Origin of the sequence: Pseudooceanicola sp., assembly GCF_041987405.1 — a bacterium.
Taxonomy (GTDB): domain Bacteria; phylum Pseudomonadota; class Alphaproteobacteria; order Rhodobacterales; family Rhodobacteraceae; genus Pseudooceanicola.
On sequence record NZ_JBHIWR010000002.1, the window covers coordinates 85,542 to 99,493 of the forward strand.

15 protein-coding genes are annotated in these 13,952 nt (G+C 65.5%); 7 read left to right on the forward strand and 8 right to left on the reverse strand.

The genetic code is table 11. The features are described from left to right. Positions 1 to 169: 169 nt before the first annotated feature. Positions 170 to 889, reverse strand: coding sequence for a sterol desaturase family protein (locus tag ACFC2Y_RS05130; RefSeq protein WP_375174325.1), 720 nt, complete (start codon positions 887 to 889; stop codon positions 170 to 172). Positions 890 to 1,071: 182 nt separating this feature from the next. On the opposite strand from ACFC2Y_RS05130, the gene ACFC2Y_RS05135 reads away from it, so the two are divergent. Continuing rightward, on the forward strand, positions 1,072 to 2,490 hold the full coding sequence (locus ACFC2Y_RS05135; protein WP_375174324.1) for a PQQ-dependent sugar dehydrogenase: 1,419 nt from the start codon (positions 1,072 to 1,074) through the stop codon (positions 2,488 to 2,490). Between the two features lie 67 nt (positions 2,491 to 2,557). On the opposite strand, the gene rpsO is transcribed toward ACFC2Y_RS05135, so the two are convergent. The 6 genes from rpsO to rbfA form a co-directional block, all read right to left on the reverse strand. After that, positions 2,558 to 2,827, reverse strand: a complete 270-nt coding sequence (rpsO, locus tag ACFC2Y_RS05140) for a 30S ribosomal protein S15 (RefSeq protein WP_375174323.1) — start codon at positions 2,825 to 2,827, stop codon at positions 2,558 to 2,560. 164 nt (positions 2,828 to 2,991) lie between these two features. Beyond that, complete coding sequence (locus ACFC2Y_RS05145; protein WP_375174322.1) at positions 2,992 to 3,975, reverse strand: calcium-binding protein; 984 nt, start codon at positions 3,973 to 3,975, stop codon at positions 2,992 to 2,994. Positions 3,976 to 4,045: 70 nt separating this feature from the next. Continuing rightward, the gene (locus ACFC2Y_RS05150) at positions 4,046 to 4,591 is read right to left on the reverse strand and encodes a DUF1643 domain-containing protein (RefSeq protein ID WP_375174321.1); all 546 of its coding nucleotides are present in this window, start codon (positions 4,589 to 4,591) and stop codon (positions 4,046 to 4,048) included. Further along, complete coding sequence (truB, locus tag ACFC2Y_RS05155; RefSeq protein WP_375174320.1) at positions 4,588 to 5,493, reverse strand: tRNA pseudouridine(55) synthase TruB; 906 nt, start codon at positions 5,491 to 5,493, stop codon at positions 4,588 to 4,590. The genes ACFC2Y_RS05150 and truB overlap by 4 nt, the downstream gene beginning before the upstream one ends. A gap of 63 nt (positions 5,494 to 5,556) precedes the next feature. After that, positions 5,557 to 6,312: a phosphodiester glycosidase family protein gene (locus ACFC2Y_RS05160; RefSeq protein WP_375174319.1), complete on the reverse strand. Its 756-nt coding sequence runs from the start codon at positions 6,310 to 6,312 to the stop codon at positions 5,557 to 5,559. Continuing rightward, a complete protein-coding gene (rbfA, locus tag ACFC2Y_RS05165; RefSeq protein ID WP_375174318.1) occupies positions 6,299 to 6,694 on the reverse strand; it encodes a 30S ribosome-binding factor RbfA in 396 nt (131 codons plus the stop codon). The genes ACFC2Y_RS05160 and rbfA overlap by 14 nt, the downstream gene beginning before the upstream one ends. An 84-nt stretch (positions 6,695 to 6,778) precedes the next feature. On the opposite strand from rbfA, the gene dapB reads away from it, so the two are divergent. Then, positions 6,779 to 7,588, forward strand: a complete 810-nt coding sequence (dapB, locus tag ACFC2Y_RS05170; protein WP_375174317.1) for a 4-hydroxy-tetrahydrodipicolinate reductase — start codon at positions 6,779 to 6,781, stop codon at positions 7,586 to 7,588. A 16-nt stretch (positions 7,589 to 7,604) separates the two neighbouring features. Here dapB and ACFC2Y_RS05175 read toward each other — a convergent pair whose 3' ends face one another. Then, positions 7,605 to 7,787, reverse strand: a complete 183-nt coding sequence (locus tag ACFC2Y_RS05175) for a DUF1674 domain-containing protein (RefSeq protein WP_375174316.1) — start codon at positions 7,785 to 7,787, stop codon at positions 7,605 to 7,607. A gap of 66 nt (positions 7,788 to 7,853) precedes the next feature. Between ACFC2Y_RS05175 and ACFC2Y_RS05180 the strand changes: the two genes are divergently transcribed. The 5 genes from ACFC2Y_RS05180 (at position 7,854) to ACFC2Y_RS05200 (ending at position 13,836) form a co-directional block, all read left to right on the forward strand. After that, the gene (locus tag ACFC2Y_RS05180) at positions 7,854 to 9,290 is read left to right on the forward strand and encodes an RsmB/NOP family class I SAM-dependent RNA methyltransferase (protein WP_375174315.1); all 1,437 of its coding nucleotides are present in this window, start codon (positions 7,854 to 7,856) and stop codon (positions 9,288 to 9,290) included. A gap of 100 nt (positions 9,291 to 9,390) precedes the next feature. Continuing rightward, entirely contained in the window at positions 9,391 to 11,130 is a 1,740-nt protein-coding gene (locus ACFC2Y_RS05185) for a heparinase II/III family protein (RefSeq protein WP_375174314.1), read from the forward strand. 26 nt (positions 11,131 to 11,156) lie between these two features. Continuing rightward, complete coding sequence (gene purH / locus ACFC2Y_RS05190; protein ID WP_375174313.1) at positions 11,157 to 12,758, forward strand: bifunctional phosphoribosylaminoimidazolecarboxamide formyltransferase/IMP cyclohydrolase; 1,602 nt, start codon at positions 11,157 to 11,159, stop codon at positions 12,756 to 12,758. A 12-nt stretch (positions 12,759 to 12,770) separates the two neighbouring features. Further along, on the forward strand, positions 12,771 to 13,238 hold the full coding sequence (gene lspA / locus ACFC2Y_RS05195) for a signal peptidase II (protein ID WP_375174312.1): 468 nt from the start codon (positions 12,771 to 12,773) through the stop codon (positions 13,236 to 13,238). A 52-nt stretch (positions 13,239 to 13,290) separates the two neighbouring features. After that, entirely contained in the window at positions 13,291 to 13,836 is a 546-nt protein-coding gene (locus ACFC2Y_RS05200; protein ID WP_375174311.1) for a DUF3035 domain-containing protein, read from the forward strand. Positions 13,837 to 13,952 lie beyond the last annotated feature (116 nt).

Consider the following 13,952-nt stretch of genomic DNA (forward strand, 5'->3'; position numbering starts at 1 on the left):
TTGCCGGGTCTCCCGTTTGCTTGGCGGCCCCATTGCCGCCGCCCCTAATCCTTCGCACAACGCCAGGGGCCGGAGCGTTACGTCTCAGATGCGCGGCGGATACAGGAAAGCGAGGGATTTGGAAAGCACTGGTTTCAGCCGGGTCTGAAAACAGACCCCAACTGCCCATTCAGGATCTGGTCATATGTCGTGGTTGCTCGGTCTTCCCATAGGCCTTGCGCGCCGTGACAAGGCGCAGGTCGTCCGGATCCATCCCGATGCTCATCATGCTGCGCCGGTCGAACCTCTCACGTGCCTTTGCCGGGTCATGCGCGGTGCCGAACAGCCGGTCGATCCAGCCCATGCCAAAGGTCACATGATAGGTCGCCTGGTGATCCTGATAATGATGCGCCGCGTGGCTGCGGGTCACCCGCTGACCGAACCAGCCCTTGGGCACGTTCAGATGCGCCAGCGTGTGGCAGTATTCATAAAAGGCAAAAGCGGAGGCCGAGCCGACAAACAGCGCCACCCAGGACAGCAGCGCCGCCTGTTCAATCCCGACCAGCGGCCAGAGAGCAAGCAGATGCAGCACAAAGGACCCCGCCGCGACACGCAGCGGGAACCAGTGGTCATCCCCGGTAAAGAACTCCTCGTCCTGGGGAAATTCGTGATGGCCGATATGGCTCCGGTACAGGCGGTTGAAGAGACCCTGATCGCGCGGGGGTTCACGATGATAGATGAAGCGATGGATCAGGTATTCCAGCACCCATTGCGCCACCACACCGTAAAGCACCGCAAGGATCAGCACCCCCTGGAACCAGAGCACCAGCGCGACCACCCCGGCCAGCCAGAAGGGAAACAGGCGGTGCAGCCCGCCCATGTGAATGACGATGCGTAGCGCAGGTAACATGGTACTCCTCCCCCTCTCCAGGAAGGATGCCGCCGCCTTACCGCATCGGTCAATCCTGACGTCCCGGCAAAGAAAATCGCCCGCCGTCGCCATAACCCTTAGTTTCGGCAGGGAACGTAAAACTTGACCCGATTGTCATTCACACAGAAACTATTGCGGAATTGTTGGGGAGTTTATTTCACATGGCCTTTATTTCTGTCCGGTCCCTCGTCATCGCCGCAATCAGCGTTCCAACGGTCGGCAATGCGACAACGTATCAACCAGACCCGGCAATCGAGGCTGGATTGGTCGTGAAGCTGGACTTTGTCGGTCAATACGTCACCCCGCCAGCCCAACCGAATATCGCGTCGCCCGTTGCAATTGGCGACAGCCTTTATGTTGTCGACCAGGCAGGTCAGCAAATCACAATTCAAGGGGAATCAGGCCCCACAACCGTTCTCTCGGCCGGAGATGAACCTGCTGGCATAACACCGACGGGCAAATCCGCCTTCATCAACATGGCCGGGTCAGAGCAACAGGTCTTTGTAGGGTTCACGTCTTCCACGCTGCCCCAGGGCAAATCCGCCCACGCGTTGCCCGACGATCCGCATTATCACAAGCCATCCGCGCACTATCAGGTGATCTACACCTACGACCGTGAATCAGATGGCACCCTGTCGAATCCCACCTTCGTGACGGCCTTCGAAACCGCGCAAAGCATCACGGAGGGCCCCTGGCAGGGCGGGGCGCATTTTGGCGAGGGCATGCTCGCCCTCGGCAATGGCAAGTTGCTGTTCTCGCGCGGCGACAATCTCAATCAGCACTACGACGGCAGCACCGGCCCGCAGGACCCTGCATCGACAGTCGGCAAGCTGCTGATCATCGACACCGACGGCACAGTCGAAGTCGCCGCAACCGGGATCCGCAACGTGCAGCGCATGATCTTCACCGACGAAAACCAAACGCGGATTGCCTTCACGGATATCGGCCGAACTGTCGCCGAAGAGGTCAACGTCATCGACACGGCCGATCTGCTCGACACGACAAAAGTGGAGAATTTCGGTTGGGGCGTCGACGGAGACCGCGACGCGCGGGAAGGCACATTCTACATCAATTCCGGCACCTACGCGGGTGTATTTCCCGGCGTGGAACCTGCCGCGGACGGCAAAATCACGATACCCGAAGCTGGGTTCATTACGCCGTACGCGCAATTGGGACGCAGCAACCCGGACGGGTTGTTCGCCATTTCCGGGCCGGTCGCGTCGGATGTTTCGTTCAACCTGATTGATCTCCTGTTCGGCGATCTGGTGAAGGGGAACCTTTTCGCCACCATGGCGACCACTGACGACACCCTCAACACGGTCTACAAGGTTGGCGTGTCAGGTGGCGCGAGCGGCGTCACTTCCCTGCAGGAATTTCTTGGCATCACGCGCGCTGACCTGAGGTTTTTCAACTTCGTGGACGGGTCGGCAGGCGTTCTGCTGGAGCAAACCGGAAACGCCTATCGCATCACCGAAGTCCTGCCCGCAGTGCCACTGATGGCAACGGGCCCCGCGCTGTTGTCTGCCCTCGGGTTCGGTCTGTTTACCGGACGCAGGCGCCTAAGCAAGCGCCCGGACTGAAAAAAAGCCCGCTCCTTCCGGAACGGGCGTGATCGCGTAGGATGGGTCCTCGGGACCCATCGGAACCTCAGCGGCGCAGACCCAGACGTTTGATCAGGTCGGTGTAGCGCGCTTCGTCCTTGCCTTTCAGGTAGTCCAGCAGCTTCCGGCGCTGAGCAACCATCTTCAGAAGGCCACGGCGGCCGTGGTTGTCCTTCTTGTGTTCTTTGAAGTGTTCGGTCAGCGTGGCGATACGCGAGGACAGGATGGCAACCTGAACTTCGGGCGACCCGGTGTCGCCGTCCTTGGTTGCATATTCCTTCATCAGGCGCTGTTTTTCTTCGACAGTAATCGACATCGGTCTCTCCTATTCAAAGGGTGGCGGGCGCAAGCCGGGATGTCGTCCAGCAAGGTCCGAAACTGCGATGCCGCCGGAAATCCGACGGCAACTCGGGCCGCATAAGCCATGCCGCGCCGGAAATAAAGCGAAAAACGCAGATCGCCCCGGCGCATGGCCCCTCGTCACGGGGGATAGAGGAAGTGGCCCGCCGCGCTTTCCGGCAGCAAGGCGATATCCTCCATGCCGATCTCCGTTTCTGCGGGCAGCACCGCGACGATCGCCCCGTCCATCAGCACGCGGGTCGAATCGCCCGCCGCGTCGATCACGATATTCGCGTCTGCTCCCCCCTCTTCGGAATAGAGCAGGACAAGCTGATCCTCCCCCGCCAGAAAATCCAGGATCGAAGCACCCCCGCCCCCTGGCGCGATCCAATCACCCAGAACCGCGTGATCCGCCCCCTCGCCCAGGGTCAGGACATCACCTTCGCCCCCGACGACCGTATCCTCGCCGGACCCGCCATTCAGGAAATCCCTGTCCTGCTCGGTCATGTCTGCCTCGGCGAGTTCGGCCGCAAAACCCGTGAGCCAGTCATCGCTCGACCCGCCGAAAAGCGTGTCCTCGCCGAGGCCGCCATACAGCCTGTCGCCGCCCAGCCCGCCATGCAGCGCGTCCGCATCGCGCCCGCCGACCATGTGGTCCAGACCCGCCCCGCCGATCAGCACATCCGAACCGATGCCACCGGAGAGGAGGTCACTGCCCATCTGCCCGAACAGCCTGTCGTCGCCGGACCCGCCCTGCAGCAGGTCATCTGCATTCCCGCCCTGCAGGGTATCGTTGCCCGCCGCACCCTCCAGCGTGTCGGAGCCATCGTCGCCGACAAGGACATCAGATCCCGATGCGCCAATCAGCCAGTCATCACCGGAATAGCCCCCGATCTGATCGCCACCCTCGGTGCCGGTCAGACCATCCACCCCCGCCGACCCGGAGTGGATGTCACCATCCATCAGGCTGGCCTCCGCCGTCGCGTCCGGATCACTCAGCAGGCTGAGATCGCGTTCCTCATCTTCGGTCAGGTCGGGGGACTCGTCCTCTTCAGGGGCGACCGTGCCGACAAGGGCGCTCGCCCCGACAAACATCAACCCCATCAATCCTGCGAGCATCAACATGGCACGTTCCCCAGATGTTCCGGAGATACGCCAGCGGCCGAGTCGGTTCAAAGCCTATGCGACGCGCTGGTTAACCGTCCGTGACCAAACAGAGACGCGCCATCTCCTCCGGCGCCCAGACCTCGGGCTGACGTGCATAGGCGATATAGAGCGGATGGCGCGGATGCCCTGCCTTGGACAGACCCAGATGCAGCAATCGCCCGCCCGACGTGGACAACAGCGCCGCAACCTCGGCCCCGCGCCCACGATGCGCGCCATGCGCCCCCCAAGCGGCAAGGACATCATCCGCCCAGGCCACGCCATCGCGGATCACAGCGTCATTCTCCGGCCCTTCGGGATCCGTGGCCACCTTCAGATCGCGCGGGTCCGTCGCCCGGAAGGCGAAAATGTTCACCACCCGCATCCCGCCATAGCCAAGCGCCCGCGCCCGCCGCTCGCACCGCTCCACCGTCGGGTCGTTCTGCACCTCCGTCGCCTTGGAGGGGTTGAGCATCAGGAACAGGACCTTCCGCCCGCCGCCATCCCAGACCCGCGTCAGCGCATAGCGATAGAGCTCACAGTCGGAATAAAGGGCCGAACTCTCTGCATCCCCCTTGAGGAAATGCCGTGTGATCACAGGTTGAAAACCCGGTTGGGATGCAACTCGCCACCGCGAAAGATGCCGACGGCGACGGGGGTGCCATCATGGCTGGCCCAGCATTCCTCGCCATATTCGACATCGCGGGCGATCACCATGCCGGGGTTGCCGTTGCGCAGCCGCACCGCCCCCTCGTCGGTCGCTTTGACCTCCGCCATGCAGTCCAGCGCCAGCTCCATCGGCAGCAGCAGATCGTCGATCTCCTCGCTCCGCGCCAGCTCTTCGATCCGGTCCATGCTGACGCCCTCGGCGGCATTGAACGGCCCCGACCAGACCCGGCGCAGGCGCAGAACATGGCCCTTGCAGCCAAGCGCCTCGCCCAGATCGCGGGCGACGGCGCGGACATATCCGCCCTTGCCGCAGACCAGTTCCAGCACAACGTGATCTGCATCCGGCCGGTCCATCAGGATCAGGCTCTCAACCCAAAGCGGCCGTGCGGCCAGCTCGACCTCCTCACCGTCCCGGGCCATCTTGTAGGCGCGCTGCCCGTCAATCTTCACGGCGGAAAACTTCGGCGGCACCTGCAGGATCTCTCCGATAAAGGGGCTCAGCGCCTCCTTGATCTCGTCATCCGTAGGTCGCAGATCACTCTCCGCGATCACTTCGCCTTCCGCATCGTCGGTATTGGTCGCCTGGCCCAGACGCACGGTGAACTCATAGGCCTTCAGCGCATCGGTGACGAAGGGCACCGTCTTGGTCGCCTCGCCCAGGGCCACAGCCAGAACGCCGGTCGCCTCGGGGTCCAGCGTCCCCGCATGCCCGGCCTTCTTCGCATTGAAAGCCCATTTCACCTTGTTCACCACGGCGTTTGACGTGATCCCGGCCGGTTTGTCCACCACCAGCCAGCCCGATACGTCGCGCCCCTTGCGTGTGCGTGCCATCTTACCTCTCCGCTATGGCGGGCGGGCCTAGCCCGTCCGGGCGACAGGGTCAATCGAACAGGTTCAATCGAGCGGGGCCACCACCCCGACGATCGGCCCCATCCGAAATCCCAGATCGTTCCGGTTCAACTGCGGCGCATAGAGCCGCGAAATATTGCCGTCGAAATACAGCGCCTGCGGCGTTTCGAGGTGATCGCGGAAGAGGCTGCCGAAGTCATGAAAGGTCACCGGCTGTTTCGACATGACGAACCATGCGCGGGTGCCATCGGCATTCACCCCGACCCCGTTCCGGATATAGCGCGAGGTGCTATCGGGCAGGAAGCGCGGGTGCAGCGCCCCATCGATGACCAGCATCGGGCCGGATTGCGTCGCCGACGGACAGAGCGCCGGGTCGCGCCCTTCATACTTCGTCGTTTCGATCACCCAGGCCCGGCCGTCGCCGATGCAGAAGACCCCGTTCGGCAGCATCCCGAAATTGCCCGGCCCGGCGTTGGCAATGACGCCACGCACCTCAGCCCCATCTTCGCGGTAATGGCCGACGGGGCTGCGATCCTCGTGATACATGCCGGCATTCATGGCAAAGACCAGTTGCTCCGCCCTCGCCGCCAGCGCAGCATTGACCGCCTCGAATCTCCCATAGGGCACCCCGTCCGGACCGGTCAGAAACAGCCGCAGGTCCTCGTTCGTCGCGTCGACCTCGCAGATCGAATAGCTCACGCCATCGACCTCCGCATCGCGGCAGTCCACCGCCCAGGCCGTCCCGCCCCAGAGGCAGAGACCGACAGCAAGCAGCGCGCGCAAGGCCCTAGTCCTCGACATCCCGCCGCACGTCGTCCTGGCTGAAGAGGCGGCGGGTTTCGTCCATCCGGTCAAAGGTATCGTCCAGCCGGAACCGCAGGTCGGGCGTGTATTTCAGACCCAGCTTCTTGCCGATCATGCGCCGCAGCTCGCCCTTGTTGCGGGCCAGCAGGCCGACAACCTCGTCCTGCCCCTGACCGCCAAGGGGCAGCACATAGGCCGTCGCGACCTTGAGGTCCGGCGAGATCCGCACCTCACCCACGGTGATGGACATGCGGTTCAGATCCGGATCGTGGATATCCCCGCGCTGCAGAACCTCCGATAGGGCGCGCCGGATCGTTTCGCCGACGCGAAGCTGACGCTGCGAGGGGCCGGGCCCGTCGTGATGGATGTTTCTGCTCATGCCCCGCATCTAGACATATCCCGCCCCTTTGCCAAGCGTCACGCGGGACGGTAAGCAAGGCGTGACCAGATGGGAGCAAGAGAAATGAGTGACCTGCCCGGGATCGTGGTGACAGGTGCCTCCGGGCGCATGGGCCGGATGCTGATCGAAACCGTCGGTGCCAGCAACGCCGCCCGCATCTGCGGCGCGGTGGAACGGCCCGGACACGACTGGGTGGGCCAGGATCTGGGCCTCTGCCTCGGCGGGACGGAGATGGGCGTGACGGTCACCGACGACCCCGCCACCGCCTTTGCCGGGGCGCAGGCCGTGCTGGATTTCACCGCCCCCTCCGCCACCGTCGCCTTTGCGAGGGCCGCAGCAGAGGCCGGGGCGGCGCATATCATCGGCACGACGGGTTTCTCCAATGACGATCTGACCGCCATCGCCGAAAGCGCCAAGAAGACCGTGATCGTCCGCGCCGGCAACATGTCGCTCGGCGTCAACCTGCTGACCGTGCTGGTGAAACAGGTGGCTGCCGCGCTGGACGAGGATTTCGACATCGAGATCGTCGAATCGCATCACAACCGCAAGGTCGACGCCCCCTCCGGCACCGCGCTGATGCTGGGCGAAGCCGCGGCCGAGGGGCGCGGGGTGAGCCTGGAGGAGGTCGCCGACCGGGGCCGCGACGGCATCACCGGCGCTCGCAAACGCGGCGACATCGGCTTTGCCGCCATCCGCGGCGGCGGCATCGTGGGCGAACATGACGTGATCTTTGCCGGGCCGGGCGAACGCATCACCCTGCGCCATGTCGCCGACGACCGCTCGCTCTTTGCCAAGGGTGCGCTCAAGGCCGCGCTCTGGGCCCAAGGGAAAGAGCCGGGCGAATATGCCATGACCGATGTGCTGGGGCTTTAGTTAAAGCGCGGGTCCCTCAGAAATCGACTGCAATTCCCTTCTTCTCCCAATCGCCGTAGCGCACCGGTTCCGGCCCGTCGCGCCCACCCAACTCGGGCGGCAGGTCTTCGGCCTTGGCCACCTTCCGGCGCTCTTCCGCCTCTGCCAGGGCGCGTTGCGCGGCCGGGGGCAGCTCCGCACGGGGGGTCTCGTCGCTCATAACCGGGTTCCTTCTGATCGCCCCCATGATATACGGCCTGCCTGAGCACGGGCAAGGAGCACGCCTTTGAAACCCCCATCCGACAGATCCTCCGGCCGTCGCCCCGCACCCCGTGGCGAGGGGGGACGCCCGCAGCGCAGGGACGGCAAACCGGGGTTCAAGGGCAAAGGCCGAGCCGGCGGCAAGGGACCGGCCAAGCCGCAACAAGGCCAGACCGAACAGCCCAAACGCCCGCCCTCCGACCCGCGTCGTGCCGCGCTCGTCCTGCTCAACGGGGTGCTGGTCGAGCGCAACACCCTGGCCGACCTGACCGGACGCACCGGCCCGCTGGCGAAGATGGAGCCGGGCGACCGCGCGCGCGCTCAGCGCCTGGCCACCGAAACCCTACGCCACCTCGGCCCGATCGATTCGCTGCTGGACCCGCATATCGCGCATAAACCGCCCGCTGCCGTGCAGAACGTCCTGCGAATCGCCACCTATGAGCTCTGCCTCGGCGAGGCCGCCCATGGCGTGGTGAATTCCGCCGTCTCCCAGGTCGCCTCCATGCCGCGCCACAACCGTGCCAAGGGCATGGTCAACGCAGTCCTGCGCAAGATCGCGGCGGCCCCCGCCGATCTGTCGACGCTGCCGCCCTCGCCCCTGCCCGACTGGCTGCGCGCGCCGCTGACCATGGCCTGGGGTGAAGAGGCCATCGCCGACTGCGAGGCCGCCCATGCCCGTGGCGCGCCGCTCGACCTTACCCCCCGCGATCCCGAAACGGCAGTGGCCCTAGCTGCGGACCTGAACGCCACGCTCCTGCCGACGGGCAGCCTGCGGATCGACGGGTCGGTCCAGGTCTCCGCCCTGCCCGGCTATGTTGAGGGGATGTGGTGGGTGCAGGATGCAGCGGCGGCGGTGCCCGTCCGGATGCTCGCCCCCGAAACCGGCGAAAAGATCCTCGACCTCTGCGCCGCGCCGGGGGGCAAGACGCTGCAACTGGCCGCCGCCGGGGCGCGGGTCACGGCGCTCGACATCTCCGCCGCCCGGATCGAACGCGTCACCGAAAACCTGCGCCGGACCGGGATGGAGGCGCGCACCGTCACCGCCGATGTCTTCGACTTCACCGAAACTGGATGGGACGCCATCCTGCTGGACGCCCCCTGCTCCGCCACCGGGACGATCCGCCGCCACCCCGATCTGCCCCACGCCAACGATGGCAGCGCCATCAGCGAATTGATCGCGCTTCAGGCGCGGATGATCGACCATGCGCTCACGCTGCTGAAACCCGGCGGGCGGCTGGTCTTCTGCACCTGTTCGCTGATTCCCGACGAGGGCGAGGTGCAGGTGAACGACGCGCTGGAACGCCACCCCGGCCTCAGCGTCGATCGCAGCGCGACTGCCCGTCCGGGCCTGTCGCCCGACTGGATTTCGCCCGAAGGCGGGTTGCGCCTGCGTCCGGACTACTGGCCGGACCTCGGCGGCATGGATGGCTTTTACTGCGCCGTGCTGCGCCGGGCGGGCTGACCCGCCGATCCGCCGACATCCGGGGATTTTCGGTGACGAGCCGCCGTCCCCCCGTTAAGTTGCTCTCGACGCCAAAAGAGCGACAACACCGACAGGCAGGATGACGATCACACTCTCCCCCGCGGGCTCCGGGCCTCGGTTTCTTGACCGCGTTCACGCACGCCTCGCCGGGCGGGCGCCGATCCCGGCCGGATTCGTGACCTCCCCCGAGCCGCGCACGATCGGCAGCTTTGCGCGCGGGCGGCAGCTGGTCGCGGGCAACTTCATCTTCTCCGGCCACCTGGTCGAGGACAGCGGCGCCGACATCTGGGCCCTGCCCTTCCCTGATGCCGCCTTTCTCAACGAAATCCACGGCTTCACCTGGCTGGATGACATGGCCGCCGTCGCCGACATCCCGACACGCGACCGCGCGCAGAAATGGGTCTGGGGTTGGATAGAGCTATACGGCAAGGGCCACGGCCCCGGCTGGACCCCGGCGTTGACCGGACGTCGCATCCTGCGCTGGATCAACCACGGCGTCTTCCTGCTGACCCAGATGGATGATGCCGCCAGCCGCAGCTTCTTCCGCTCCCTCGGGCATCAGACCCGGTTTCTGGCCCGCCGCTGGAAAACCGCCCCCGCCGGGCTGCCCCGGTTCGAGGCGCTCTGCGGTCTGATCTATGCGGGCCTGTCGCTGGAGGGCCTCTCGCGCCACGTCACCCCTGCGGCGCGCGCGCTGGAGCATTTGTGCCGGGAGGAGATCAACGCGAAAGGCGGATTGGTGACCCGTAATCCCGAAGACCTGCTGGAAGTCTTCACCCTGCTGACCTGGTGCGACGCGGCGATGACCGGGGCCGGTATCCCCCCCGGTGAACACCACCAGGAGGCGATCGAACACATTGCCCCCATGCTGCGCGCTCTGCGCCACGCGGACGGCAGCCTGGCCCGGTTCCACGGCGGCGGACGCGGGGTCGAGGGGCGGCTGGACACGGCGCTGGCCAATTCCGGGGTCAAGCGTCGCCATGCCGAGGGGCTGGCCATGGGGTTTGCCCGCCTCTCCGCCGGGCGGACCAGCGTGATTCTCGATGCCTCACCACCCCCGACCGGACGCAACGCCACCAATGCCCATGCCTCCACCCTGGCCTTCGAACTGACCTCCGGGCGCCGCCCGCTGATCGTCAACTGCGGCTCCGGCGCGGTCTTCGGCCCGGAATGGCGCCGCGCCGGACGCGCCACGCCCAGCCATTCGACCCTCTGCCTCGACGGCACTTCCAGCGCCCGGCTCGCCTCTGTCAGGGATGGAGACGAGGCGCAACTGGTCGACGCGCCGACCCGCGTGCCCGTCCGCCTGACCCAGGCCCCGGACGGGCTGCGTTTTCAGGGCGGGCATGACGGATACCTCAAAAGCCACGGGTTGACCCATGCCCGCACGCTGGAGCTGACCTCCGACGGGCGCGCGCTGGCCGGAGAGGACCTGCTCGTTTCGATGGAGAAGAAGGACCGTCAGGTCTTTGCCCAGACCCTGCGCGCGTCAGAGCACGGGACCCTCCCCTTCGCCATCCGCTTTCACCTGCACCCGGACGTGGAGCCGCAGCTGGACATGGGCGGCGTCGCCGTCTCCCTCGCGTTGAAATCCGGCGAGCTCTGGGTCTTTCGCCATGACGGCAGCGGCGAATTGCGCCTTGAACCTTCCGTCTTTCTGGAGAAGAACCGCCTCAAGCCGCGTGCGACCACCCAGATCGTGCTGGCGTCAACCGCCCTGGACCATGCCACGCGCATCCGCTGGTCATTGTCCAAGGCGCAGGAGACGCCGATCTCGATCCGTGACCTGAACCGGGATGGAATGGACGTGGCCTTCTGACCGTCGACAAGGGACCTGCCACCGATATGACCGACAAAACCACCGACCTCTGGCCCGTCCGCCGCGCGCTGATTTCCGTCTCCGACAAAACCGGGCTTGTAGACCTGGCCAGCGAACTGGCCGGAATGGGGGTCGAGCTTCTGTCGACCGGGGGCAGCGCCGGGATATTGCGCGAGGCCGGACTGGATGTGACCGATGTGGCGGATGTCACCGGCTTTCCCGAAATGATGGACGGCCGGGTCAAGACGCTGCACCCCAAGGTGCACGGCGGGCTGCTGGCCCTGCGCGACAACGACACCCACACCGCCGCGATGGCAGAACACGGGATCGAACCGATCGACCTGCTGATCGTCAACCTCTACCCCTTCGAGGCAACCGTCGCGCAAGGGGCCGATTATGACACCTGTATCGAGAACATCGACATCGGCGGCCCCGCCATGATCCGCGCCGCCGCCAAGAACCACGCCTTCGTCAACGTCGTCGTGGATGTCGAGGACTACGGGACCCTGATCGACGAGATGAAGGCCAACAACGGCCAGACCACGCTGGCCACGCGCAAGCGCCTGGCCCAGACCGCCTATGCCCGCACCGGGGCCTATGACGCCGCAGTGTCGACCTGGATGGCCGCCGCCATCGGCGAGGAGGCCCCGCGCCGCCGCGTCTTTGCCGGTACATTGGCGCAAACCCTGCGCTACGGCGAGAACCCGCATCAGACCGCCGCTTTCTACACCGACGGCACCCCGCGTCCCGGCGTGGCGACCGCCGAACAGCTTCAGGGCAAGGAACTGTCCTACAACAACATCAACGACACCGACGCCGCGTTCGAGCTTGTCTCGGAATTCCTGCCCGCCAACGGCCCCGCCTGCGCGATCATCAAGCACGCCAACCCCTGCGGCGTGGCCCGTGGCGGGTCGCTGCGCGAGGCCTACATGCGCGCCTTCGACTGCGACCGCACCTCGGCCTTCGGCGGGATCATCGCGCTGAACCAGCCGCTTGATGGCGAAACGGCCGAGGAGATCGCTCAGATCTTCACCGAGGTTGTCATCGCGCCGGGCGCGGATGAACACGCCAAGGAGGTCTTCGCCAAGAAGAAGAACCTCCGCCTGCTGACGACAGCCGCGCTCGCCGATCCCGCCACCGCCAATCTGACACTCCGTCAGGTCTCCGGCGGGCTGCTGGTGCAGGACAAGGACAATGGCCGTATCGACATGGACGACCTGAAGGTCGTGACCAAACGCGCCCCGTCGGAAAAGGAGATGGCCGATCTGCTGTTTGCCTGGACCGTTGCCAAGCACGTAAAATCCAACGCCATCGTCTACGTCAAGGACGGCGCGACCGTCGGTGTCGGCGCGGGCCAGATGAGCCGGGTCGACAGCTCCACCATCGCCGCGCTCAAGGCACAGCGCATGGCCGAGGAAATAGGCCTGCCAGACACCCCCGCCAAAGGGTCGGTCGTGGCGTCCGACGCCTTCTTCCCCTTTGCCGACGGTCTGCTGGCCGCCGCCAATGCGGGCGCGACGGCGGTGATCCAGCCCGGCGGCTCCATGCGGGACAACGAGGTCATCAAGGCCGCCGATGAGGCGGGCCTGGCGATGGTCCTCACCGGCATGCGCCACTTCCGGCACTGATCGGACGCGCGCATGAAGATCGTCTTCTGGGCCGGGTTCTGGACCTTTCTGATAGACCAGCTCTCCAAATATTGGATCGTGCATGGCCTCGACCTGATCAATCGCGGCGTGATCGAGGTCGCGCCGCCCTTCCTCACCCTGCGCATGGCCTGGAACACCGGCATCAACTTCGGTCTCTTCTCCGACGGCACCTCCGACTCGCGGTGGCTGCTGATCGGACTGGCACTTGTGATCTCCGTCGCCGTGCTCATCTGGGTCCACAGGGAACGGCCGCACCGGGGCGGGCTGATTGCCGCCGGGCTGCTGGTCGGCGGCGCGCTCGGCAATGTGGTAGACCGGGTGATCTACGGCGCGGTGGCGGATTTCCTCAACATGTCCTGCTGCGGCATCGACAACCCATTTGCCTTCAACGTCGCAGACGTCGCGATCTTTGTCGGGGCGGCCGGCCTGATCCTGCTGCCCGCAGAGAAAGGCGCGTGACCTCTCTTGCGAGATGCGATAGAACCGGCCCAGACGACCTAGGGAGACTACGATGCCAGCGACAAGACGCCTCGCGTTGCCGCTGATCCTCATTGCCTGCACGGGCCTTGCTGCCTGTGGGGGTGTGGGACGTGATCCCGACAAGCCGTTCCCGCTACACAAGATTCGCAGCACCTCCAACGGACCCGACGAATTCACCATCGTTCCGGGCAAACCGCTGGAGGCACCGCCCAGCTTTGTCGAACTGCCGCAGCCCACGCCGGGCGGCACCAACCGCACCGACCAGACACCGCAGGTTGACGCCGTGGTTGCCCTTGGCGGGCGGGCCGGCGCGCTAGAGGATCGTGGCGTCGGCGCCTCGGACGGGGCTCTGGTCACCGCCGCCGCCCGTGGCGGTATTGATCCCAACATCCGCAGCACCCTGGCAGAAGAAGACCGGGCCTTCCGCCTGCGCAAATGGCGCTTCAGCCGCTTCCGCATCTTCGGCGGCGAAGAATACTACCGCGCCTACGAAGACCAGACGATTGACCGCTATCAGACACAAAGGATCTGGCGGCGCGCGGGGGCACCCACCCCGACCTCCCCGCCGAAGGACTGACCCGGCGGGCCGCGCTGAATCACGCGCCACTCAAACTCCTGTCATCTGCCAAGGCCCGAGTTGCGAACCCGGGCCTTTCGCTTATCTTGAGCCCCAGCAGACTTTCCCAGACGAAA

What these genes read in the sequence shown, in the direction of transcription:
- ACFC2Y_RS05130 (WP_375174325.1), bottom strand. Translation starts at nt 889, where the DNA reads ATGTTACCTGCGCTACGCATCGTCATTCACATGGGCGGGCTGCACCGC.
- ACFC2Y_RS05135 (WP_375174324.1), top strand. Translation starts at nt 1,072, where the DNA reads ATGGCCTTTATTTCTGTCCGGTCCCTCGTCATCGCCGCAATCAGCGTT.
- rpsO (WP_375174323.1), bottom strand. Translation starts at nt 2,827, where the DNA reads ATGTCGATTACTGTCGAAGAAAAACAGCGCCTGATGAAGGAATATGCA.
- ACFC2Y_RS05145 (WP_375174322.1), bottom strand. Translation starts at nt 3,975, where the DNA reads ATGTTGATGCTCGCAGGATTGATGGGGTTGATGTTTGTCGGGGCGAGC.
- truB (WP_375174320.1), bottom strand. Translation starts at nt 5,493, where the DNA reads ATGGCACGCACACGCAAGGGGCGCGACGTATCGGGCTGGCTGGTGGTG.
- ACFC2Y_RS05160 (WP_375174319.1), bottom strand. Translation starts at nt 6,312, where the DNA reads ATGTCGAGGACTAGGGCCTTGCGCGCGCTGCTTGCTGTCGGTCTCTGC.
- rbfA (WP_375174318.1), bottom strand. Translation starts at nt 6,694, where the DNA reads ATGAGCAGAAACATCCATCACGACGGGCCCGGCCCCTCGCAGCGTCAG.
- dapB (WP_375174317.1), top strand. Translation starts at nt 6,779, where the DNA reads ATGAGTGACCTGCCCGGGATCGTGGTGACAGGTGCCTCCGGGCGCATG.
- ACFC2Y_RS05175 (WP_375174316.1), bottom strand. Translation starts at nt 7,787, where the DNA reads ATGAGCGACGAGACCCCCCGTGCGGAGCTGCCCCCGGCCGCGCAACGC.
- ACFC2Y_RS05185 (WP_375174314.1), top strand. Translation starts at nt 9,391, where the DNA reads ATGACGATCACACTCTCCCCCGCGGGCTCCGGGCCTCGGTTTCTTGAC.
- purH (WP_375174313.1), top strand. Translation starts at nt 11,157, where the DNA reads ATGACCGACAAAACCACCGACCTCTGGCCCGTCCGCCGCGCGCTGATT.
- lspA (WP_375174312.1), top strand. Translation starts at nt 12,771, where the DNA reads ATGAAGATCGTCTTCTGGGCCGGGTTCTGGACCTTTCTGATAGACCAG.
- ACFC2Y_RS05200 (WP_375174311.1), top strand. Translation starts at nt 13,291, where the DNA reads ATGCCAGCGACAAGACGCCTCGCGTTGCCGCTGATCCTCATTGCCTGC.